Origin of the sequence: Haloarcula rara (genome assembly GCF_029338235.1) — an archaeon.
Classification (GTDB): Archaea; Halobacteriota; Halobacteria; order Halobacteriales; family Haloarculaceae; genus Haloarcula; species Haloarcula rara.
Map to the genome: position 1 here is coordinate 2,350,805 of NZ_CP119785.1, position 20,723 is coordinate 2,371,527.

The 20,723-nt window shown below is 66.7% G+C and carries 22 protein-coding genes and 1 pseudogene; 12 read left to right on the top strand and 11 right to left on the bottom strand.

Going from position 1 to position 20,723, the window contains the following annotated elements:
* Window positions 1-2: 2 nt before the first annotated feature.
* Complete coding sequence (cofG, locus tag P1K32_RS12495; RefSeq protein ID WP_276250053.1) at window positions 3-1,121, top strand: 7,8-didemethyl-8-hydroxy-5-deazariboflavin synthase subunit CofG; 1,119 nt, start codon at window positions 3-5, stop codon at window positions 1,119-1,121.
* On the opposite strand, the gene P1K32_RS12500 is transcribed toward cofG, so the two are convergent.
* The gene (locus tag P1K32_RS12500) at window positions 1,108-1,764 is read right to left on the bottom strand and encodes a helix-turn-helix domain-containing protein (protein WP_276250054.1); all 657 of its coding nucleotides are present in this window, start codon (window positions 1,762-1,764) and stop codon (window positions 1,108-1,110) included. The two genes, cofG and P1K32_RS12500, sit on opposite strands and share 14 nt — an antisense overlap.
* Before the next feature lie 284 nt (window positions 1,765-2,048).
* Between P1K32_RS12500 and P1K32_RS12505 the strand changes: the two genes are divergently transcribed.
* Entirely contained in the window at window positions 2,049-3,413 is a 1,365-nt protein-coding gene (locus P1K32_RS12505) for a cytochrome P450 (protein ID WP_276250055.1), read from the top strand.
* Between the two features lie 120 nt (window positions 3,414-3,533).
* Here P1K32_RS12505 and cofH read toward each other — a convergent pair whose 3' ends face one another.
* Together cofH and P1K32_RS12515 are read right to left on the bottom strand one after the other, a co-directional pair.
* The gene (cofH, locus tag P1K32_RS12510) at window positions 3,534-4,874 is read right to left on the bottom strand and encodes a 7,8-didemethyl-8-hydroxy-5-deazariboflavin synthase subunit CofH (protein ID WP_276250056.1); all 1,341 of its coding nucleotides are present in this window, start codon (window positions 4,872-4,874) and stop codon (window positions 3,534-3,536) included.
* Between the two features lie 411 nt (window positions 4,875-5,285).
* Window positions 5,286-6,296, bottom strand: coding sequence for a sodium:calcium antiporter (locus P1K32_RS12515; RefSeq protein ID WP_276250057.1), 1,011 nt, complete (start codon window positions 6,294-6,296; stop codon window positions 5,286-5,288).
* Between the two features lie 183 nt (window positions 6,297-6,479).
* Between P1K32_RS12515 and P1K32_RS12520 the strand changes: the two genes are divergently transcribed.
* Window positions 6,480-7,355, top strand: coding sequence for an NAD+ synthase (locus P1K32_RS12520; RefSeq protein ID WP_276250058.1), 876 nt, complete (start codon window positions 6,480-6,482; stop codon window positions 7,353-7,355).
* 61 nt (window positions 7,356-7,416) lie between these two features.
* A complete protein-coding gene (locus P1K32_RS12525; protein WP_276250059.1) occupies window positions 7,417-8,451 on the top strand; it encodes a phosphoribosylaminoimidazolesuccinocarboxamide synthase in 1,035 nt (344 codons plus the stop codon).
* 7 nt (window positions 8,452-8,458) lie between these two features.
* Here the strand turns inward: P1K32_RS12525 and P1K32_RS12530 are convergent, their stop codons facing one another.
* Window positions 8,459-8,671 (bottom strand): DUF1328 domain-containing protein, encoded by a 213-nt coding sequence (locus P1K32_RS12530; protein ID WP_276250060.1) that lies wholly within the window; start codon window positions 8,669-8,671, stop codon window positions 8,459-8,461.
* A gap of 135 nt (window positions 8,672-8,806) precedes the next feature.
* Window positions 8,807-9,010, bottom strand: coding sequence for a DUF1328 family protein (locus P1K32_RS12535; RefSeq protein WP_220589266.1), 204 nt, complete (start codon window positions 9,008-9,010; stop codon window positions 8,807-8,809).
* Window positions 9,011-9,212: 202 nt separating this feature from the next.
* Between P1K32_RS12535 and P1K32_RS12540 the strand changes: the two genes are divergently transcribed.
* Window positions 9,213-9,365, top strand: coding sequence for a hypothetical protein (locus P1K32_RS12540; RefSeq protein ID WP_276250061.1), 153 nt, complete (start codon window positions 9,213-9,215; stop codon window positions 9,363-9,365).
* 228 nt (window positions 9,366-9,593) lie between these two features.
* On the opposite strand, the gene P1K32_RS12545 is transcribed toward P1K32_RS12540, so the two are convergent.
* A complete protein-coding gene (locus tag P1K32_RS12545; protein WP_276250062.1) occupies window positions 9,594-10,568 on the bottom strand; it encodes a formyltetrahydrofolate deformylase in 975 nt (324 codons plus the stop codon).
* 92 nt (window positions 10,569-10,660) lie between these two features.
* Window positions 10,661-12,799, bottom strand: a complete 2,139-nt coding sequence (katG, locus tag P1K32_RS12550) for a catalase/peroxidase HPI (protein WP_276250063.1) — start codon at window positions 12,797-12,799, stop codon at window positions 10,661-10,663.
* A gap of 305 nt (window positions 12,800-13,104) precedes the next feature.
* On the opposite strand from katG, the gene P1K32_RS12555 reads away from it, so the two are divergent.
* The 5 genes from P1K32_RS12555 (at window position 13,105) to P1K32_RS12575 (ending at window position 16,138) form a co-directional block, all read left to right on the top strand.
* The gene (locus P1K32_RS12555; RefSeq protein WP_276250064.1) at window positions 13,105-13,986 is read left to right on the top strand and encodes a GAF domain-containing protein; all 882 of its coding nucleotides are present in this window, start codon (window positions 13,105-13,107) and stop codon (window positions 13,984-13,986) included.
* Window positions 13,987-13,993: 7 nt separating this feature from the next.
* Entirely contained in the window at window positions 13,994-14,644 is a 651-nt protein-coding gene (locus P1K32_RS12560) for a DUF7504 family protein (RefSeq protein WP_276250065.1), read from the top strand.
* Between the two features lie 38 nt (window positions 14,645-14,682).
* Window positions 14,683-14,937, top strand: a complete 255-nt coding sequence (gene purS / locus P1K32_RS12565; RefSeq protein ID WP_276250066.1) for a phosphoribosylformylglycinamidine synthase subunit PurS — start codon at window positions 14,683-14,685, stop codon at window positions 14,935-14,937.
* The gene (gene purQ / locus P1K32_RS12570) at window positions 14,934-15,611 is read left to right on the top strand and encodes a phosphoribosylformylglycinamidine synthase I (protein WP_276250067.1); all 678 of its coding nucleotides are present in this window, start codon (window positions 14,934-14,936) and stop codon (window positions 15,609-15,611) included. Before purS ends, purQ begins: the two co-directional genes overlap by 4 nt.
* Window positions 15,612-15,838: 227 nt before the next feature.
* On the top strand, window positions 15,839-16,138 hold the full coding sequence (locus tag P1K32_RS12575) for a DUF7967 family protein (RefSeq protein WP_276250068.1): 300 nt from the start codon (window positions 15,839-15,841) through the stop codon (window positions 16,136-16,138).
* 30 nt (window positions 16,139-16,168) lie between these two features.
* On the opposite strand, the gene P1K32_RS12580 is transcribed toward P1K32_RS12575, so the two are convergent.
* Together P1K32_RS12580 and P1K32_RS12585 are read right to left on the bottom strand one after the other, a co-directional pair.
* Window positions 16,169-16,573 carry a DUF8147 domain-containing protein gene (locus tag P1K32_RS12580; protein ID WP_276250069.1) on the bottom strand — a complete coding sequence of 135 codons (405 nt, stop codon included), beginning with the start codon at window positions 16,571-16,573 and terminating at the stop codon, window positions 16,169-16,171.
* 5 nt (window positions 16,574-16,578) lie between these two features.
* On the bottom strand, window positions 16,579-17,712 hold the full coding sequence (locus P1K32_RS12585) for an archaeosine biosynthesis radical SAM protein RaSEA (protein ID WP_276250070.1): 1,134 nt from the start codon (window positions 17,710-17,712) through the stop codon (window positions 16,579-16,581).
* Between the two features lie 83 nt (window positions 17,713-17,795).
* Here P1K32_RS12585 and P1K32_RS12590 point away from each other — a divergent pair, with 83 nt between their 5' ends.
* Window positions 17,796-18,155, top strand: coding sequence for an FmdB family zinc ribbon protein (locus tag P1K32_RS12590; protein ID WP_276250071.1), 360 nt, complete (start codon window positions 17,796-17,798; stop codon window positions 18,153-18,155).
* A gap of 22 nt (window positions 18,156-18,177) precedes the next feature.
* Here P1K32_RS12590 and P1K32_RS12595 read toward each other — a convergent pair whose 3' ends face one another.
* Together P1K32_RS12595 and arcS are read right to left on the bottom strand one after the other, a co-directional pair.
* Window positions 18,178-18,561, bottom strand: coding sequence for a VanZ family protein (locus tag P1K32_RS12595; protein ID WP_276250072.1), 384 nt, complete (start codon window positions 18,559-18,561; stop codon window positions 18,178-18,180).
* Between the two features lie 19 nt (window positions 18,562-18,580).
* Window positions 18,581-20,367 (bottom strand): annotated as a pseudogene (gene arcS / locus P1K32_RS12600) (archaeosine synthase subunit alpha).
* A gap of 81 nt (window positions 20,368-20,448) precedes the next feature.
* On the opposite strand from arcS, the gene P1K32_RS12605 reads away from it, so the two are divergent.
* Window positions 20,449-20,706: a hypothetical protein gene (locus tag P1K32_RS12605; RefSeq protein ID WP_276250073.1), complete on the top strand. Its 258-nt coding sequence runs from the start codon at window positions 20,449-20,451 to the stop codon at window positions 20,704-20,706.
* Window positions 20,707-20,723 lie beyond the last annotated feature (17 nt).

Sequence of the window (20,723 nt, forward strand, 5' to 3'; positions counted from 1 at the left end):
ACGTGATTCCGGGCGCCGACGAGTACGACGTCGACATCGCTATCCCCGACAGCGAGGTCGAGCGGCTGCTGTCGGTGATGCCCGAGGACGTCGACGCGGCGCCCGAACTGAGCTACTGCCGGAACGTCTTCGTCCCGCTGACGACGGCGTGTCGGTACACCTGTACCTACTGTACGTACTACGACCCGCCGGGGCAGGCGACGCTCATGTCGCCCGAGGAGATACGCGACACCTGCCGGGCCGGCGCGGCGGCGGGCTGTACGGAGGCGCTCTTTACGTTCGGTGACGACCCCGACGACCGCTACACCGAGCTGTACGACCAGCTCGCCGAGCTGGGCCACGAGAGCATCCACGAGTACCTCCGGGAGGCCTGTGAGATAGCGCTCTCGGAGGGCCTGCTCCCACACGCCAATCCGGGCGACCAGACGCGCGAGCAGATGGCCACCGTCGCGGACCTGAACGCCTCGATGGGCGTGATGCTTGAGACCACAGCCGACGTTCAGGCTCACGGCGGGCCACGGGCCAAGTCGCCGGGCCAGCGCCTCGCGACGATTCGGACCGCCGGCGAGCTCGGCGTGCCCTTCACGACAGGTATCCTCGTTGGCATCGGCGAGGACTGGCGGGACCGGGCCGAGAGTCTGCTGGCTATCGCGGCGATGCACGACCGCTACGACCACGTCCAGGAGGTCATCGTCCAGCCGGTCGTCGAGAACGAGCGCTGGCGGGGCGGGTCGCCGGACCTGGCGACGATGCGGCGGGCGACGGCGATGGCGCGGGCCGGGCTCCCTGACGACGTCTCGGTCCAGGTCCCACCCAACCTCGCGCCGGCCCGCGAACTCGTCGATTGCGGTATCGACGACCTGGGCGGGGTGTCGCCGGTCACCGACGACCACATCAACCCGGACTACGCCTGGCCGGCCCTCGACGAGCTCGAGGCCGTTGCCGACGCCGCCGGCGTCCCCCTCAGGGAGCGCCTGCCAGTCTACGAGCGGTTCGTCGACGAGGGGTGGTGCCCGTCGGCTATCGAACGGGCTATCGACGCCGAGGGGCCGGCCGGACGGCGGTTCCGTGCGGTCCTGGAGCGGGGCGTGAACCCGACGACTGCGGTCAGCTCCGACTGAACTGCGCGAAGACGCGTGCCTCGATCTTCCGGAGGTGTTCGCCGACCGTGCTCGGCGAGCACTCGAGCGCGTCGGCGAGGTCGTCGTGGGTCGCCTCGCGTGGGCTCGCGTAGTACCCCCGGTCGATAGCGGTTTCGAGGACGGTCTGCTGGCGCTCGGTGAGACAGGCAAAGAGGTCCTTGGCCCGCGGTTCGCGGTCCCCGGTCTCCAGCAGTTCGACCGTGTAGCCGTCCATCTCCGGGGGCACCGACTCCTGTAGGCTCTCCTCGTCCCCGACGAGCGTGAACTCTATCGAGCCGTCGGCGTTCGGGACGATGGGCATCTCGACGAGGCCCGTCGATTGCTGCTGGGCCAGCAGCATCCGCTCGCTGATTTCGGTCGGCTCGAAGTTGGAGTAGGAGTACCACTGGCCGTCGGCCCCCGTCGTGGTGAACTCCAGCACGTAGTCGCTGTCGGCCATGATTCGCTCGAAGTGGTCCTGGTTCCCCCGCGACTCGCCGACCATCACGACGGTCCCGTCGGCGAGCAACTCGATACGGTGAATCGCTTCCCGCGTGATGTCTTCGGCGGCCGCGAGCTCCCCCATCAACGGGTGGAGCGCGCTGTCCCCCTCCGGTGCGAGCCGGAGCGTCACGTATCGCATACACGAGCCCAGAGCGTCCGGACAGGTAAATTCGCCGTGGATACACGGCAGTAAATTGTCTATGGACGGATACCAGTCTACGACTGGACGGCGCGTCGGGTGTCGGCCAGCCCCCAAACCGCACCTGTCTCCCCGCTGAGCACGACCGACGCTCCCGCGCTGCCGTCTGTGCCCACGACGCCGTCCCACCCGAGACGGCGCCACTGCGGTCCCTACCCTATTTCAATCCCCCGCTGATGCGAGGCAGCAACGCCACCGTTTCCTCCCGCCAAGACACGCCTACGATGACGGAGACAGACGTCCCCGGGCCGACCGGCCTCCCGCTGCTCGGGAACACGCTCGGCTGGGCGCGGGACCCGCTTGCCTTTCACGAACGGCTCGCAGACTACGGCCGGGTCGCCCGCTACGAGGCGCTCGGACAGGAGCGGTATCTGCTGACCGACCCAGCCGACATAGAGCGCGTGCTGACCGACACGGAGACGTTTCCGAAACACGAGGGCAGCATCGACCAGCTCAGCGAGATCGTCGGCTCCGGGTTGCTCACCAGCGAGGGGGAGCTGTGGGAGCGCCAGCGCGGGGCCATCCAGCCCGCCTTCTACATGGACCACATCAAGCGGTACGCGGACGTGATGGTCGACCGGGCGACCGCGGCCGCCGACCGGTTCACCCCGGGCGAGACGGTCGACGTCCACGCCGAGCTGACACGGACCACGCTGGAAATCCTGCTCGACTGTATGTTCGGGGCGGACGTGGACTTCGAGGAGCGGGGTCTGTACGACACCGTCGGGACGCTCCAGACCCCGCTGAAGCCGGACAACCAGCCTATCACGCTGTTCGCGCCGGACTGGCTGCCGGTGCCGATGCTGCGCCGTGCCGAGCGGGCGCGCGGGGAGCTTCGCGAGACGGTGACGGACATCCTCGAACAGCGCCGCGAGAACGGCGCGGACCGAACCGACCTGCTGTCGATGTTGCTCGAGAGCGACACAGCGATGCCCGACGAGCAGATACGCGACGAGATGCTGACCTTCCTCGTCGCGGGCCACGAGACGACGGCGCTTGCCCTGACCTATACGCTCGATCTGCTCTCGCGCAACCCCGAGGCCGAGCGGCGGCTCCACGCGGAGCTGGACGAGACCCTGTCGGGGCGGCCGGCAATCGAGGACGTCTTCGCCTTCGAGTACACCGAGGCCGTCGTCAAGGAATCGATGCGGCTCTACCCGCCGGCCTACGAGATTCGACGCGAGCCGAGCGAGCCCGTCCAGTTCGGCGACTACACGGTCCCCGAGGGGTCGCTGCTGTTGCTCCCCGTGTGGGTGCTCCACCGCGACGAACGGTTCTGGGACGCGCCCGAGCAGTTCCGGCCTGCCCGGTGGCTCGACGCCGATTCGGACCGGCCCGACTTCGCCTACTTCCCCTTCGGCGGCGGTCCCCGGCGCTGCATCGGTCGACAGTTCGCCATGACGGAGGCACAGCTGGTGCTTGCGACCCTGCTGTCGGGATGGCGTTTCGAGCGGGCGTACGAGGACATGGAGCTCGCTCCGGCAGTGACGCTCAAACCGGCGACCGACGTCGAGATGACGCTGCGACGACGGGCCCGCCCAGCGGGTGCCGACAGTGGCGGTGGCGGCGCCGACCGTCCGGACACCTAGCTATCTAGGTGATATCTATAATACCAACGGGGTCCAACTTTCCCGTGTACCCGGGTGTGCCTCTGACAGCCCTCCCGGGTGAATTTTGTTCTGTCGAGTACCCACCGTAGCGGCCGTGAGTCACCGGACCAGCGGTGTCCCGTCGGCACGCGGCCCGAGCGTCGGCCCCAGCACCTCGGCGTCCGGGTCGACGACCCGTCGGTGCTCGTAGTCCGTCGAGCGCTCGACGGGCGTCCGGCCGATGGCGGTTATCATGTCGGCGTACTCCCTGACCGAGCGGAACTCGCCGTAGTCCCCACCGGCCCGCTTGGTTATCTCTTCGGAGAGGATGGTCCCCATAAAGTCATCGGCGCCACAGGTGAGCATCTTCAGCCCGCCCGCGTCGCCGTATTTCACCCACGAGGACTGGATGTGGTCGATATTGTCCAGAAAGAGCCGTGAGACTGCTATCATCAGCTCGTCTTCGTCGGCGCTGGCCCCGCCCTCGACCATGCCGCGGTCGTACAGCGGCGTCTCCTCGTGGACAAAGGAGAGCGGGACGAACTCCGTGATTGCACCGGTGCGGTCCTGTAGCGCCCGCACTTTCCGCAGGTGTTCGACGCGGTGGCGGGCGTTCTCGACGTGGCCGTACATGATGGTCGACGTCGTTCCCAGGCCCACGTCGGCAGCGGCTTCCATCGCCTCGAGCCACTCGGCGCTCCCGATTTTGCCGGGACAGATGACGTCCCGGACTTCGTCGACGAGAATCTCGGCCGCGGTGCCGGGGACGCTGTCGAGGCCGGCGTCCTTGAGCCGCCGGTACACCTCGCGGTAGGACCAGTCGGTGCCCCGCCGGGCGTGGTAGGCCTCTTCGGGCGTCATCGAGTGGACGTGGACGCCGCCGACGTCCATCGACCGAATCTGCTCGCAGTAGGTCCCCGGGTCCGTGTCGTACTCGCTTGCCGGTCGGTAGTTCAGGTCGCCCCGGTCGCTGGCTTCCAGTATCTCGACGTGCCCGTCGTCCAGCGCGAGTGCGGGGTGCAGTCCCGACACCGAGCACACCTCGTAGATACCGCGGTCCAGTGCGTCCTCGACGATGCGGCGGGACTCGCTGGGCGTCTTCGTGAAGCCGCCGTGCTCTTCCTGGTAGTCGCTGCGGAACTGCTCGGAGCGGTCCTTGAAGTTACAGAACAGACACCCCGTGTTGCACGCGGTGGTGACGTTGTTGTTGAGGTTCGCGACGAAGGTGACCTCGTCGCCGACGACCTCGGCGCGGCGCCGGTCGGCGGCTTCGAGCACCAGCTCCTTGCGACGCCGGTGGATGCCCTCGACGTCAGTCCCGGTCGTGATGAGCTCGACGCCGTCGGCAACCGTCAACCGCTCGCCGTTCCTGGCCTTCGCCAGGGCGTTCTCGAAGGACTGGTCGGTCACCGGCTGCTGGGCGAACTCGATATCGCCGGCCGGTGGCGTCGCGTCCGACATTACCGGAGAGTAGGGGACGACCGAGAAAAACGTGTGGTTCCGCCTCTAGTCGTGGCTGTTTGTGAGAACGGGAACGGGAGTAGCAAGAACGTCCCACTCGCGACTAACCTGTACAGCCAGAAAGCCCCCATGCGCTCGACTCCCACGACTCGCTGTGCTCCTCGGCCTTCGGCCTGCGGTGCTTGTAATCTGAAAATCGCGGAGCGATTTTCATTATCCCGAGGGAACGCCGTTCCCTCGGAGCTCGCGAATCTTCGATTCGCTCACTCTCGAAAGACTCGAAGAGTCTTTCGGCGACTTCGTCGGGGTTCGTCGAGCGCATGGCCCCTTTCATCCCCGCCCGTATCCGGTTGACCAACCGGGGCTTTCTGGCTGGTAGTAATCGCACACACGAACCCGACACCGACCACATCAGCTAGGCAAAATCCCACCGATGAGGCTCACCGTCTCGGCGACGACCCAGGTAACGAACACGAGATACGCCCCGAGCAGGACGTACGATTCCAGCGTCGAGAGCGCGAGGTCCGTCCGGAGCGCGGTAAACAGCAGGACGGTCGCGCCGGTGAGGACGCCGAACATCGGCACCGCCATCGCGAAGTCGACGGTCCAGGTGCCAACGATGAGGACGCCGACCGGAATCGCCACCAGCAGGTCGAAGGTGTTCGACCCGAGGACGTTCGCCAGCGACGTGACGCCGCGACCGTCACGGGCGGCCCTGACACTGACGAGCGTGTCGGGGAGGCTCGTGGCCGCCGCGAGGATGGTCACGCCCAGCAGGAACTCGTCGACGCCGAAGGTCCGGCCGATGACCTCGACCGAGTGGACCAGTCGTTCGACGGCGACGAGGATGACGACCAGTCCCGAAAGCAGGAAGAGCCACTGACGCCGGGCGTCGATACCTTCGGCCTCGTCGGGGTCGTGCTCGTGGTCTGCGGTGTCCTGGTACTGGATGAAGACGTACAGTCCATAGAGGGAAAGCGGGATAGCCGCAAGCGGTCGGGTGACGGTGCCGGTCAGCGTCGCCGGACCGGGGTAGTAGATGACCGCCAGCGCGAACGTGATGAGCAGGACCGACACCGCGAGCATGTAGAACTGCGCCTCCTTGTAGACGAGCGTCCGGTTCAAATCGACGTCCTCCTCGGTGGCGATGCCGGCGACGGCCGGGATGACGAGCACGTTGAAGATGGCCGACCCGACGATGGCGCCGACACCCAGCGGCATCGACCCGCCGACGGCCGCGACGACCACCGTCGCCAGTTCCGGGAACGACGAGCCGACGGCGACGATGATAGCGCCCTGAACCACGTCTGGCAGCCCGTAGTATGCTGCCAGCCGCTCGCTGGCCGCCTCCAGCCAGTCGCTGCCCTTCCAGATGGCTGCCGTCGCGGCGAGGATGATACCGACGTCGACGAGCAGTGCCATTGTGGGGTCAGTCCACCGCCCGAAGTAAAGCGATTCCCATCGGTGCCGGTCGCACAGGCGTGTGGCCAAGTGGTCCGCGTCTTCACACTAGCAGTCTCCCCGAGTGTTTCATGTGTTTAAGGAGTAGGCGTATTAGTCACCGTTCGAGTCATCTAACCGAAGTAACAAAACGTGCGTACAATTATGAAGGACGAAACACAGCGACACGCGAGTTCGTTCGCTCACGAGACCCAGGACGTGGCGACCGTCGAATCGACCGTCCGGGCGTTCCTGCGCGAACGCGTCGACGGCGCCGGTGCGGACGGCGTCGTCGTCGCGATGAGCGGCGGGCTCGATTCGACGGTGACGGCGACGCTGGCCGTCCAGGCGCTCGGCCCCGACCGCGTGCTCGGGCTGGGGTTGCCCTGTCACAAGACCGACGCCTCGGCGACGATGGAGGCGAGCGTCGTCGCCGACCACCTCGGCATCGAGTTCCAGCGGGTCCACCTCCAGCCGCTACTGCAGGGGTTCGAACAGCGACTCGCCCCGGACCTGGCTGGCGAAGCGCCCCGCGGCCCGACGCCGACGCCGGACCGCGCCCGGCACAACGTCATCGCCCGGCTCCGGATGTGCTGTACGTACTACGCCGCCAACCGGCGGAATCGCCTGGTCGTCGGCACGGCGAACCGCTCCGAGCTTCTGCTTGGCTACGTCACGAAACACGGCGACGGCGCCGCCGACCTGTTCCCGCTTGGCGGGCTCTACAAGACGGAGGTCCGGGCGCTGGCCGGCCACCTCGGGCTGCCAGACCCCATCGTCGAGAAGGTCCCCACCACGGGGCGGTATCCCGGTCAGACCGACGCCGACGACCTCGGGGCGACCTACGACGTCATCGACTCGCTGCTGTACCGGGTCATAGAGGAGGGCGACCCGGTCGACGCCGCCGCAGCGGCGCTGGACATCGACGAATCGACGGCCCAGCGGCTGGTCTCGATGTGCGTCGAGACCGCACACAAACGACAGCTGCCACCGATAGCGGATTTCGGGGGCCGGTCCCGTCGGCCGGCGGCAGACGACTGAGTCGTCACGCCCCGCTCGCGGTATGAGAAACGTCTTTGTCACCCGTCCCAAAGCGCCGCCAATGACGAGCGTCAAGGAGTTCCGCGTCGACGAGCCGGCGACTGCCACCGAACTCGGGCGCGGCTCGTTCGTGTTCACGGACGACTATTCGGTGTTCGACTGGGGGAAGATGCCCGACGAGATTCCGGACAAGGGCGCCTCGCTCTGTACGATGGGCGCGTACAACTTCCAGTTGCTTGAGGAAAACCACGTACCGACCCACTACGAGGGCGTGCGAACAGAGCCCGACGGCGACGTGCTCGACCTCGGCGAGGCCCTTGCGGCCGGGACGCCGCCCGAGGAGATGGTCATCTCGCTCACCCAAGTCCCGGACCTGCCAGAGCGCGACGGCGAGTACGACTACGACGCCTATCATGCCGAGGCCGGCGAAAACTACCTCATCCCGCTGGAGATAGTCTTCCGCAACCGCGTCGGGACCGGCTCCTCGCTGCGACGACGGACCGACCCCGCCGACCACGGCCTCGACTTCGAGACGTGGCCCGACCGCGTCGTCGAACTCGACGACCCAATCGTGGAGTTCTCCACGAAGTACGAGGAGCAGGACCGCTATCTCGGCCGCGAGGAGGCCGAACGCATTGCCGGGACAGCGAGCCTCGACCGGCTGGAGGAGCTGGCACTCGCGGTCGACCACATCGTCACCGACACCGCCGCCGAGGCCGACCTCGTCCACGAGGACGGCAAAATCGAGTGTCTCTACCACGACGGACAGGTCCGCGTGGCCGACGTTGTCGGTACCTTCGACGAGAACCGATTCTCCTACGACGGCCAGCAGGTCTCGAAGGAGGTCATCCGCCAGTACCACAAGCGAACCCAGCCCGAGTGGGTCGAGGCCGTCGGCGACGCGAAGGAGCAGGCGACGGCCGAGGGTATCGCCGACTGGAAATCGCTGTGTGAGGCGTCACCTGAGTCCCTCGACGACGACGTCGTCGGGGCTGCCCGGGACCTCTACTGTGCCGGGACGAACGCCTACGTCGACGGTGCGGTCTTCGACGCGCCGTCGCTCGCCGACGCAGTCGACGCCCTGGGAGACCTCTGAGCGGCGTTCACAGCACCAAGAACACGAGAGCGACCACGAAGAGGAGGACCAGGACCAGGTTGGCGAGGCGCATGAGCTGGCCCCCGATACCCCGGTAGGCGAGGACGGTGGTCACGGCGGCCAGCAGGAAGAGCACGAACAGCCCCTCCGCGATGCCGCGCCCGGACTGCAACGGCGACAGCCAGGGGGGCCCGCGGAGAGCGAGCACTGTGAGGGACATACGCGCCGTTGACCGGTCGAGTATTTGATTCACCGGCGTCGTTCACGCGGTATCACGCACTTATCAGGGACTGGACCGCGCCACAGCCGCCGTTCCAGGACGGTCCACTCACCGCCCGGAATCGTCGCGGCCGGGTCAGAGCAAGAACGTCACGACCGCCAGCACGATGAAGATGATGACCAGCCACTTCGCGATGTCCATGCTGAGGCCGGCGATGCCGCGGGCGCCAAGCACCGCAGCGACCAGCGCCAGAACCAGGAAGAGGACCGCGAGTCCGAGTAGTCCGTCGACCTGGAGCGGAACGAGCTGTGTCGGCGGGAGTGTCTGGCTGAGTGCCATACTGTCCCTTTACTCCCCACGCGCTTGACATGAAGGGGTCGTTCACACCGGTATGACCGGCTTACCTCGATGGGATGGTGTCGGTCGGGGGTCACTGGGTCTGTGGGGTCGCACGTCAGCAGTCACGGGTAGACGATACTGTCGTCGGCCGCGGCCGCGCTGCCGGGGAAGATTAATAATGGTAAATGGTGTAGTTTTACCTATGATGGGGAAAGCATACACCTGTTCGGACTGCGGTGAACGGGTCAGTACCAGCGAGATAGTCAGCTCCACCGAGTCCGAGCGCGCGGCGCTCCGGGACGGTGACTATCTCTGTGTCACCTGTCGACAGCAGCGCCAGCTGACGAGTCCGTAGTCGGACAGGCGTTCCGTGTGGTCCGCTATGGCCTGGCTCACGGCTCGCTTCGCTCACCGTTCGCGTTCGAGGGTCGCTCCCGCCGGTCGCGACCCTCGCTAGTCGTCCGCTTCTGTGAGACTGATGACGAAGGAGTCAGACACGCGCTAACGCGCAGTCTTCCGTGGCTTAGTCATCAGCCTCAACGAAGCGGAAGACGAAGTGTTCGGGCACGAGGCCCTCACTGGCTTAGTCGTCCGCTTCGGCCTCCGGCTCGTCGTCGGCAACGAACTCGCCGAGCCCGTCGATAGGCCGGTCGGGGTTCTCGTGGTCGAGTTCCTCGGGCGCGCCCAGTTGCGCGTCGGTATTGTCGGGGTCCCGGAGCTTCGTCCGGCCGCGGTGGACCGTCACCTCGTCGCTGAGGTGGAGCTTGATGGCCTCGATGAGCGCCTCGGCTTCCAGCGGCTGGCCCAGCGTCTGGAGCTCCTCCTCGGTGGCGTCGTCGGGGACGTTAAACGCCCGCTGGGTGATTATCGGGCCCTGGTCGAGGTCGGTCGTCACGTAGTGGGCGGTGACGCCGGCGATGCGGACGCCCTCCTCGATGGCCTGCATATACGCCGAGGCGCCGGGGAACGACGGCAGGAGGCTCGGGTGGACGTTGATAATCCGGCTCTCGTAGCGGAAGACGACGTCCGGCGAGAGGATGCGCATGTACCGGGCCAGCGCGATGAGGTCGGCGTCGTACTCCGCCAGCAGGTCGAGCAGCCGCTCCTCGTCTGGCGTACCCTTCTCGTCACCGATGTCGTGGAACGGGACGTCGTACTTCTGAGCCAGCGGTTCGAGGTCGTCGTGGTTGCCGATGACGACCTCGATGTCCGCGCCGAGGTCACCGTTGGCCCAGGACTCGAAGAGGGCTTCGAGACAGTGTGATTCCTTCGTCACGAGCACCGCGATGGACTGGGTCTCGCGGTCGGCCGGGAACCGGACCTGCGTGTCGACGCCGAGTTCTTCGCCCAGTTCGGTCAGGTCCTCCCGGAGCTTCTCTTCCGTCGTCACCATATCGGCGGTGTCGACGTGCATCGTCATCCGGAAGACGCCCTCCCGGACCGCCTGGTCCAAGTCCTCGATGTTGATACCGCGCTCGAAAAGCAGCGACGTGACTTCGGCGATGAGCCCCGTTTCGTCCTCGCCGACGACGGTAATCTCGGTCAGCGCGTGCCTCACAGTCGGCACCTCCGGGCGGTCTGGGTAGTCATTGCCCCGCAGTTCGGCGGGCGCTATGCAAAAGGCTTCGTTTTCAGACAACCGACCGTGCCCTATTCTATGTCGAAGCGGTCCGCGGTCATGACCTTGTGCCAGGCGTCGACGAAGTCCTCCACGAACGTTTCCTCGCCGTCTTCGGCGGCATACACTTCAGCGATGGCGCGGAGGCGCGAGTTCGAGCCGAAGATGAGGTCGTAGCGGGTTGCCTCCCAGACCTGCTCGCCGGTGTCGCGGTCGTAGCCTTCGTAGACGTGTTCTTCGTCGGCTTCTTTCCACTCGTACTCCATGCTGAGCAGGTTGTCGAAGAAGTCGGTGGTCAACACGCCGGGCTCGTCCGTTAGCACGCCGAGGTCGGTGTCCCGATAGGTGGCCCCGAGCTGGCGCAGCCCGCCGACCAGCACCGTCATTTCCCCGGGCGTCAGGTCGAGCAGGTCGGCCCTGTCGACCAGCTGTGCTTCGGGCTTGCGGTCGGCGTTCTCGAACGACTCGCTCATGTAGTTCCGGAAGCCGTCGGCCTCGGGTTTCAGCGCCTCGAAGGACTCCTCGTCGGTCCACTCTTCTTCGGCATCGACACGGCCCGGTTCGAAGGGCACCTCGATCTCGTGCCCGGCCTCGGCCGCGGCCTGCTCGATTGCCGCGTTCCCACCCAGGACGATGAGGTCAGCCAGCGAGACGGCCGTCCCGTCCGACCGCGACTCGTTGAATTCAGCCCGGACATCTTCGAGCGTCGAGAGCACTGTCTGTAGCTGGTCGGGCTCGTTCGCTTCCCAGCTACACTGGGGTTCGAGCCGGATACGGGCGCCGTTTGCGCCGCCGCGTTTGTCGCTGTCACGGTAAGTCGAGGCCGATGCCCACGCAGTCTTGACGAGCTGCTGGGCCGTCAGCTCCGTCTCGAGGATTTCTGCTTTGAGCAGTTCGGCGGCCTCGTCGTCGATAGGTGTGAAATCACGGTCCGGCAGCGGGTCCTGCCAGAGCATCGTCTCCTCGGGCACTTCGGGGCCGAGGAACCGTTCGGGCGGTCCCATGTCGCGGTGGATGAGCTTGTACCAGGCCCGCGCGAAGGCGTCTAAGAACTCCATCGGGTCGTCCTGGAACGCCTCCAGTATCTCCCGGTAGTCGTCGTCTTCCTTCAGCGCGATATCTGTCGTCAGCATCATCGGCGTCTGCGTGTCGTCGGGGTCGTGGGCGGCCGGCGCGTCCTCGACTTCGTCGTCGTTTATCGGCGTCCACTGCCATGCACCACCGGGGCCTTTCTCGACTTCCCACTCGTTGTTCAACAGCGTGTCGACGTAGGACATGTCCCACATCGTCGGCGTGGCGTTCCAGGGACCTTCGATGCCGCTGGTGATGGTGTCGTCGCCCTTTCCGGACCCGTAGTCGCTCTCCCAGCCGAGGCCCATGTTCTCGATGGGCGCGTCCGCGGGCTCGGGACCGACGTACTCGTCGGGGTCTGCCGCACCGTGGACCTTCCCGAACGTGTGGCCGCCTGCGATGAGTGCGGCCGTCTCCTTGTCGTTCATCGCCATGCGGTCGAAGGACTGCCGGATGCGCTCGGCCGACCACTCAGGGTCCGGCTGCCCTTCCGGGCCCTCGGGGTTGACGTAGATGAGTCCCATTACCGTCGCACCGAGTTGGTCCGCCAGTTCGTCATCCTCGTCGAAGCGGTCCCACGACTCCATCTCCTGTTCGGGACCCCAGTCAGCACCCTCGTCGGGCTGGAACGCGTCCGTGCGCCCACCGGCGAACCCGAAGGTTTCGAATCCCATCGATTCCATGGCGACGTTGCCAGCCAGCACGATGAGGTCAGCCCACGAGAGTCGCTTGCCGTACTTCTGTTTGATGGGCCACAGCAGGCGGCGGGCCTTGTCGAGGTTTGCGTTGTCGGGCCAGCTACCGATTGGCTCGAACCGCTGTGTCCCGCCCGAAGCACCGCCACGGCCGTCGGTCGTTCGATAGGTCCCGGCGCTGTGCCAGGCCATCCGAATGAACAGCGGGCCGTAGTGGCCGTAATCGGCTGGCCACCACTCCTGGGAGTCGGTCATCAGGTCCTCGAGGTCCGCTTTCACGGACTCCAGGTCGAGGGTCTGGAACGCCGCTGCGTAATCGTATTCCTCACCGAGCGGGGACGGTTGTGCGTTCTGATCGAGTGCGCTCAGGTCCAGCAGGTCGGGCCACCAATCTTGGTTTGACATGTTCACGGCTATTTTGATGCCGTTTCCTGTTAAGATTGACTACTTTTCGGAGCCAATGCCATGATATAGAAAGTTATGGCCCGGTTTACGTCTTGTAATTAAATCGGATGGCACTGCGAGGGTTCAGTGGAACCGACGGTCGCGACTCAGCACAAAACCCCGCCCTCGGCTGTTTTCGACCACTACAACCGGTCTCACCGCACTCTTTCTCAAACGACACTGGTTGCTGCGTTTCGCTCGCTGGCACAGTTCCAGCCCACACAGCGGGCGGTATAGCTTAGTCCCTCCAGTTGTAACCCGCCCACGTGAGCGCCGAGTTGCCGACCGTCGTCTGTGTCGACGGCGACGACGAAACACGGAACGCGACGGTCGAGGCACTGGAGACCGCAGGGTTCGAGGTCCGACCGTGCGAGACCGTCGCGACCGTAGGAACTGCCATGGACGACAGCGTCGGCTGTGTCGTAACGACAGCCACGCTCCCCGACGGGGACGGGTTCGACGTGGTCGAACTGGTCCGGGACCGATACCCGGACTGTGCCTGTGTCTTCTTTACGGGTGAACTGCCGGCCGACCTGCCCAGGGGCGGACGCGACCAGGTCGTCGAGTACGTCCCGCGGTCGGTCCCTGGGGCCCACGACCGCCTCGTGGAGGTCGTCACGGCCGCGGCGACCGGAGCGACGCAGGCGGCCTACCCGCTCCCCGAGGACGAGAGGGAACGACTGGCCGCCCTCGCCGAGTACGACGTCGACGAGCTCTCGGCGCTGGACACCTTCGAACGGCTGACGTCGCTGATAACCTCTCACTTCGACATCGACGTGGCCTTCGTCGGGCTGGTCGACGCCCACGAGGAGCGCTTCGTCGCCTGTGAGGGGGCGAACTGGCGGACGCTCTCCCGCGAGGACACCGTCTGTACGCACACTATCCTCACGGACGACGTGATGGTCGTCGAGAACGTCCAGGAGGACCCGCGATTCGCCGCTGTCGACCGTCTCGACGAGCTCGACATCAGGTCCTACGCCGGCGCGCGTATCACCGACGACGACGGGAACGCCCTGGGCGCGGTCTGCTGTATCCACGGCGAACCCCGGTCGTACACGCGAGCCGAGCGTGACGACCTCAGACGTTTCGCCGACGAAGTCGAAGAGCAACTGGCACTGCGCCGCCGACTGGGAACCGGGGGTGCCTGACGTGGCGATGCGACACGGTACCCGCTACGAGTTTCCGGACCTCCCACTGAACAGCGTCGACGCAGGGACGAACCTGTTGCTGACCGGCCCGACGCTGGAAGGCGCCCGCGAGCTACTGCTTCGGCTGTTGCTCGGCGACGACGGCGTGCTGATAGTCACTGCAGACACCAGCGCTCGCAAGGTGCTTGCAGCGTTCGAGGACGTCGGCGGGCGCATCGACCGCGAGCGGGTCCGCGTCGTCAGCTGCACCCAGGAGCACGACGACGACCTCGGTGAGTTCGTCTCGTCGGTCGGCTCGCCCGGGGACCTCACCGGCATCGGTATCGAGTACTCCGGCCAGTACGAACAGGTGTACGCCCGCGGCTACGACACCGTGCGGACGGGCATCTACACGCTGACGCCACTGCTGGTGTACAGCGAGGACGTCCGGCCCGTCTTCCGGTTCGTCAACACGGTCACGTCCCGCATCCGAACCGCCGACGGGCTGGGCGTCTGTGCTATCGACCCCTCGGCCCACGACGAGCAGGTGGTAACCAGCATCGCCCAGCCGTTCGACGCCCGCGTCGACGTCCGGGAGGTCGAGGGCACTATCGAGCTTCGTGTCACGGGACTTCCCGAGCAACCCGACGAGTGGACGGCCGTTCCGGCGCTGGAATAACACAAGCGTTTTCTCCACCGCCCGCCCGGTGCTCAGTAATGACTGCCTTTACCGCGACCGTCACGGTCCGGCTGAAACGCGGAGTGCTCGACCCCGAGGCCGCGACCACGCAGCGCTCGCTCGAACGCCTCGGCTTCGAACTGGACGACCTGCGCTCGGCCGACGTGTTCGAACTCGACCTCGACGCCGAGGACGCCGAGGACGCCGCCGACCGCGCCGAGGAGATGGCCGAACGGCTGCTGGCGAACCCGACCATCCACGACTACGACGTGGCGGTCGCCGAGCAAGAATGACGATTGCAGTAATTCAGTTCGGCGGCTCGAACTGCGACCGCGACTCCGTCCAGGCCCTCGAAGCCATGGGTTTCGACGCCGAACTCGTCTGGCACGAGGACGGCCTGCCCGACGACACCACGGGTATCATGCTCCCCGGCGGCTTCTCGTATGGCGACTACCTCCGGGCCGGCGCGATGGCCGCGCGCTCGCCGATTATGCAGGACGTTCGTGAGGCCGCCGTCGACGGGACGCCGGTGCTTGGCGTCTGCAACGGTGCCCAGATAGGCTGTGAGTCCTCGCTCACCCCCGGCGCGTTCACCACGAACGAGAGCGCCCGCTTCCAGTGTGAACACGTCCATCTGCGCGTCGAGAACGCCGATACCCCCTGGACGGGCCAGTACGAGGAGGGCGAGGTAATCGAACTCCCCATCGCCCACGGCGAGGGCCGCTACGAGATTACCGACGACCGCCTCGAGGAACTCGAGGGCGACGGTCGCATCCTCTTTAAGTACTGCGACGCCGAGGGCGAGGTCTCGCCCGAGGCCAACCCCAACGGCTCGAAACACGCCGTCGCCGGCGTCACCGGCGAGTCCGACCACGTCGCCGTGATGATGCCCCACCCCGAGCGGGCGTCGCTCGAGGATCTCGACCGCACGGACGGCCAGCCGGTGCTGTCCGGGTTCGCGGACTGAGCGCGCAGCGTTTTCTGGACTCGCAGCACTGCCGAGCTGCCGCTATCCGGTTCGTCCAAAGGGATAGGATGGGGCCAGTGGAGCGTGTGACATGGTCCGCGGCCCCTACATAGCTAAACGATAGCAGTTGGTAAAAACGCCAGCCTACCGGAGTGAAAGTGAAACTACTCGCCTCACACGGTGAGAACAGTCACCACACTCTTTTCACGTGGGCTCGTAGTGGGCGTATGACCAGTGACGAGACAGCGGTCACCGAGGAATCTGTTCGGGTGTGGCTCGTCGAGCGGACCTACGGCGACGACGAGCAGAACCTGATTATCCTCACCTACGCGACACCCGAGGGCGACCGGGACTTCCGCAAGGAACGGGCGCTGACCTCCTTCACCGGCGACCACCGCGAGACGCCGGTCTCGATAGCGGTCGACCCGGACAACCTGGGAAGCGTCGACGACGCGGACACCCGCGACCGCTACGCCACCGAGGTCGAGCGGATGCAGGAAAAACACGAGCCCGTCGAGTCGCTGTGAGCGCCGGGCTGGGCGGCGGTTCGACGCCGCCTACGCCCCCAGCTCGGTCTCTGTGGCCCCGAGCCCGACGTACACCGCGGCGGTGGCGACCAGCGCGACGCCGACGGCCACCTGGACGGTCAACAGGTCCCGAGCCACGTTCACGTAGGCGAGCGCGAGCACGGCGAGGACGGACGGCCCGAACGTCGCGTAGGCCACCACCGCCCGACGGCGGACCGGATGCAGGGACGCGAAGTTGAACCCGACCCCGACGAGCGTGGCGAGTCCGGCGAGCAGGCCGAGCGGGAGCGCGACCAGCGCGGAGAACTCGGTCTCGAGGAGTTCGATGACTGGGACGGCGACAAGCAACGCGGTCGTGGCGGCCGCGCCGACGGCCACGACCAGCCCCTCCCAGCGTGCGTCGGTCGAGTCGGCGGCGTCGGTAGTCCACGACATGCCGACTACCGCGAAAGCGGCATCGCGTAGCTGTGTTCGCGCGCCAGGACGGCCTCGTAGGTCGCCTCGCACTCACAGCTCACCTGCTCGAAGACGCTCGGGTCCTGTCGCAGGTCGAAATCCTTGATAGCGCGCTGGACGCGGTCGTCACACTCACCGCAGTTGTGGGGCCCCCTGTCGGAGCCGTGGCCGACGGGGTCGGAGACGACGATGACGTCCTCACCGTCAGACTCGCTCTGCTCGTCTGACGAGCCTCCGGTCGCTCCGCTCCCGGAGACGTCTGCGGTGTCTTCGAGCACCTCGGCGACCGACCAGAGCCACGGCGGCCGGTAGCCGCCGTCGTGGTAGAGCTCCTCGACCATCGTGTAGCGCTGGACGTTACAGGGGTTCATCGAGACGGTGTGACAGCCCTCGACGGCCGCACAGCGCCGCACCGAGGATTTCATGTCTTCCACGGCCTCCGACTCTGTGAGGAAGGGCGGCTTCATCAGCAGGTAGGCCTTGATGCCGGCGCCGGCCTCGCGTGCTTCGGCGCAGGCGTCCTCGAAGTCCGCGAAGTCGAAGTACTTGTTCACGCAGTCGTGGCGCACCCTGTCGGTCGCGGTCTCCAGGCCGACGGCCACGTCCGTCTCCAGGCCGGCGTCGACGAAGTCGCTGACACGCTCGTCCTCGACGAAGTCCGGCAGCGACTCGACGACGATGCGGTCACGGTCGGCGAAGGTGTCGGCGATTGCCTGTCGGGTCTCTGCGGGCACCTCGCGCTCGTCGAGGAAGCTCCCCGAGGTGTATATCTTGATGAGTCCCGAGGGGTCCTCGGCGTTCTCGTCCTCGTGGTCCAGGCAGTGTTCTATCTGGGCCATCAGGTCCTCGTGGGCGACGCTCCCGCCCTCGACGGACTCAGCGACGTACCCACACATCGTGCAGCCGCCCGCGCGGGCCCACCGGCAGCCGCCGGTGTTCAGGATGATGGTCAGGCTCTGGTAGACGCCGTCGGGCGTGTTGTCCTCGTCGAGCCAGACGCGGGTCGGCTCGCGGGGGTCGTAGGTGGAATCGTTGCGCGAACGGACCTCCCGCATCACCGCGTTGTGGGCGTCCATCCCCTTGCCCTGCTCGTAGACGTCGGGACTGGGCTTGCTCATTACGCCGTCGTTGCCGGCGAGCGTGTATAGCTCCTGCGTTACCACGAAGACATATGAGGGTCGATGCGAAACATCCCCGGCGAATGGGGGACGCGTTCAAGTGCAAGAACTGCGGGACAGTGGTCGAGACGCTCCAGCGCTGTCCGTCGTGTGGCGAGGCGGCGATGCGGCCGATTCAGTCCTCCGGGGACGACGACGTGATTGCGGATATCACCGAACCGGGTGCGACAGCTGGAGAGACTGACGGCGAGTCGTCGGAGCCGGCAGCACCCGACGGGTCGCTGGAACCGGCGCCAGAAGAAGCCGAAACCTCGCCGAACGCGGACGACGCGGAACCGGCGGACACTGCCGACCCAGGTACAGCGTCGGGGCGCCGAGACACGACCGGGCGAGAGTCCGGCAGTGAGTCGGGACTGCTGTCGTGGCTGAAATCGCTGTTTTGAATCGATAGCCGCCGGGCACGACTCACTCGGCCACGTAGCCGGTCCAGCGGGCGACCACGAGCCAGGCGAGGCCGGCCAGCGTTGCGCCGACAGTGTTGGCGATCGCGTCGGCGCCGCTCGTCCCGCGTGAGGGGACCAGCCCCTGCAGGAGTTCGATGCCCACGCCGTAACCGATGGCGAGCGCGACCAGCGCCCCCACGACCACCACCTCGCGGCTCCGTCGGGCCCAGGCGAGTAGCCCGGTGAGGGCGCCGTAGCTGCCCGCGTGGACCCACTTATCCAGCGCGATACCGAACGGTGTGGGGAGGGGCGCTCCTCCGGTCTCCGGCGCCGGGACCAGCGAGACGACGAGGAGCAGCACGGCGAACGCTATCGCGGGCAGATATCGACGTGTCGGTCGGTCCATGGCAGCGCGGTACGGGTCCCTACAGTTCCTCTGTGTGGCGCATCTGGACGGCGATGCCCCGCGTCGAGGAGGTCATCTCCGCGCCGTGCATCTCCGCGCGGCCCACGCCGAAGGCCGCATCGCCCGTGACGACGACCTCGTCGCCGACGCGGATGTCGTCGCTGGCGTCGACGATGCCCGGTGCGAGGACGGAGCCGTGGGGGACGAAGGGCTCGATTTCGACGGTCTTGGTCGGCACGTCGCTCTCGACCCAGCGGCGCGCGCCCGCGGTCGTCAGCGAGAGGACGCCGTACTGCTGGGCGAGCGCGGCGAGTTGCTCGCCATCCGCGTCGTCGGCCCGGAGCTGCGGGTACCGGCCCTGCGTGGCGACGTCGGGGAACAGCTCGTCGCCCGCGCCGGCGCCGAACTGGTAGTCCGCGATAGCTTTTATCGTACGGTGCTCGCGGGTGGACTTCTGGTAGGTGTCCCACCCCTCCAGTGCCGCGGCGAGGTTCCCGAGCGAGTCCGCCGTCGTCGGGTGGTCCCGCACGGTGTAGGTAAACTCACGGTCCAGCGAGCCGGAGACGTTCTCACAGATTTCCCGGTACCCCTCGCCGGGGACGTGGGCGATGATTTCGGGGTAGTCAGCGCCCTCGAGGTACCGTTCCAGAACCCGGGAGACGAACTCTATCTCGTTCGCGCTCCAGTTACCCGTCACCACGGAGTCGTAGTGCTGGGCGGGGTAGGTGAGTTCGAGTTCCTGGGGAACGACGCCGATGGGCGAGGTCATCGAGACGACGTGGGCGCGCCACTGGATGGCGTCGTGGTACTGCTTGTGACTCTGTGAGTCGCTGTAGGGCTTGCGGGCCGAACACGGGACGAGGACGAGCGGTCGGTCGTCGAATCGCGGCACGTAGCGCTCGGTGACCCGCTGGGCGAACCGCTGTATCTCGACCCGGCGGATAGCGTCCTCGGTGGTCGCTGCGAGTTCGGCGCGGCGGATGAGCGGCGTTCGCTGCTCGACGTAGCCGTAGCGCTGGTCGAGCGTTCGGACAGTGGCGGTGAGCCAGTTGTCCTGGCGGGCCTGGCCCTCGATGTAGTCGCGCAGTCGGCCGTCCCGAATCCGGCGGCGGACGCGTGCGAGCTCGGCCGCGAGCGCGTGGACGTTGTGTTCGGCGCAGTCGCTGCGGTCGAAGGTATCGCGGGGTTGCTGGCAGGCCGGGCAGGCACACGGGAGCTCCTCCAGGTCTTCGAGGAAGTACGCCTCGTCCGTGGTGAGATAGCGGCCCTCGGTACCCCGAATCACGGCGCGGTGGGGGTCCACGAGGTCGACACCGGCGTAGACCAGCGTGGCGACGTTCCGCGGCGTGGCAACGCCGGGCAGGTAGAGCGCGGTGTCGGCGGGCACGGCGTCTTTCACCGTCGTCAGGGCGTCGACAAAGGCCGACCCGTGGCCGACGTAGCCGGTCGCACCCGAGAGGACGGTGAGGTCGGCGGCGTGGTCGCCGGCGGTCTCGGGTGAGACGACTGCGCCGGACGGGAAGTCGGCGTCGGGGTAGTCGTCGGCGAAGGCCTCGGCAACCTCGTCGGGCGTCCCGGCGGGGAGCCCGCGATGGGGAGTATCGTCACCGCCGAGTCGTCGCCCGATGGTGGCTCGGGTTCGCTCGGCCAGCGGCCCCCGGCGTCGGCGAGGACGGTGTGGACCCGCCCCGGCGTGTCGGCGTCCACGTCGTCGACCAGCGCCGGCGTCGGCACGGACTCGGCGAGGCGCAACTCGCCCAGTCGCGCGGCCCCGTCGCGCTCGTGGACCTCGAAGTAGTCGGTCATGCGTCCCAGTCGGCCGTGGCCCACCAACTATCTTGCCTTTGGAAGCGCGGCGTTTTTCGCGCTCCAGCCGGGACAGGCAGTATGGTCGGGTCCCGAACCCTGACGGCGGTCGTCGGCCTCCTCGTGAGCGTGCTCGTCACGGTTGCCCTGTGGTGGTACTTCGAGACGCTGTTTGTCTTCCTGTTTCTGCCCTTTATTCCCATCCTCTTTCGCGGCTTCGGCGGCGACGACGGACCGACCATCGTCCAGGAGTGTCCCCACTGTGGCTTCCAGGCGACCTCCGAGGCCTACGACTACTGTCCCCGCGACGGGAGCCGGCTGGAAGAACCAGAGCGGTAACTACCGAGGACAATCCG

Bases quoted from the DNA above. Each gene is read 5' to 3' on its own strand.
- P1K32_RS12500 (WP_276250054.1), bottom strand. From the start codon at position 1,764: ATGCGATACGTGACGCTCCGGCTCGCACCGGAGGGGGACAGCGCGCTC.
- P1K32_RS12505 (WP_276250055.1), top strand. From the start codon at position 2,049: ATGACGGAGACAGACGTCCCCGGGCCGACCGGCCTCCCGCTGCTCGGG.
- cofH (WP_276250056.1), bottom strand. From the start codon at position 4,874: ATGTCGGACGCGACGCCACCGGCCGGCGATATCGAGTTCGCCCAGCAG.
- P1K32_RS12515 (WP_276250057.1), bottom strand. From the start codon at position 6,296: ATGGCACTGCTCGTCGACGTCGGTATCATCCTCGCCGCGACGGCAGCC.
- P1K32_RS12520 (WP_276250058.1), top strand. From the start codon at position 6,480: ATGAAGGACGAAACACAGCGACACGCGAGTTCGTTCGCTCACGAGACC.
- P1K32_RS12525 (WP_276250059.1), top strand. From the start codon at position 7,417: ATGACGAGCGTCAAGGAGTTCCGCGTCGACGAGCCGGCGACTGCCACC.
- P1K32_RS12530 (WP_276250060.1), bottom strand. From the start codon at position 8,671: ATGTCCCTCACAGTGCTCGCTCTCCGCGGGCCCCCCTGGCTGTCGCCG.
- P1K32_RS12535 (WP_220589266.1), bottom strand. From the start codon at position 9,010: ATGGCACTCAGCCAGACACTCCCGCCGACACAGCTCGTTCCGCTCCAG.
- P1K32_RS12540 (WP_276250061.1), top strand. From the start codon at position 9,213: ATGATGGGGAAAGCATACACCTGTTCGGACTGCGGTGAACGGGTCAGT.
- katG (WP_276250063.1), bottom strand. From the start codon at position 12,799: ATGTCAAACCAAGATTGGTGGCCCGACCTGCTGGACCTGAGCGCACTC.
- P1K32_RS12560 (WP_276250065.1), top strand. From the start codon at position 13,994: ATGCGACACGGTACCCGCTACGAGTTTCCGGACCTCCCACTGAACAGC.
- purS (WP_276250066.1), top strand. From the start codon at position 14,683: ATGACTGCCTTTACCGCGACCGTCACGGTCCGGCTGAAACGCGGAGTG.
- purQ (WP_276250067.1), top strand. From the start codon at position 14,934: ATGACGATTGCAGTAATTCAGTTCGGCGGCTCGAACTGCGACCGCGAC.
- P1K32_RS12575 (WP_276250068.1), top strand. From the start codon at position 15,839: ATGACCAGTGACGAGACAGCGGTCACCGAGGAATCTGTTCGGGTGTGG.
- P1K32_RS12580 (WP_276250069.1), bottom strand. From the start codon at position 16,573: ATGTCGTGGACTACCGACGCCGCCGACTCGACCGACGCACGCTGGGAG.
- P1K32_RS12585 (WP_276250070.1), bottom strand. From the start codon at position 17,712: ATGAGCAAGCCCAGTCCCGACGTCTACGAGCAGGGCAAGGGGATGGAC.
- P1K32_RS12590 (WP_276250071.1), top strand. From the start codon at position 17,796: ATGGGGGACGCGTTCAAGTGCAAGAACTGCGGGACAGTGGTCGAGACG.
- P1K32_RS12595 (WP_276250072.1), bottom strand. From the start codon at position 18,561: ATGGACCGACCGACACGTCGATATCTGCCCGCGATAGCGTTCGCCGTG.
- P1K32_RS12605 (WP_276250073.1), top strand. From the start codon at position 20,449: ATGGTCGGGTCCCGAACCCTGACGGCGGTCGTCGGCCTCCTCGTGAGC.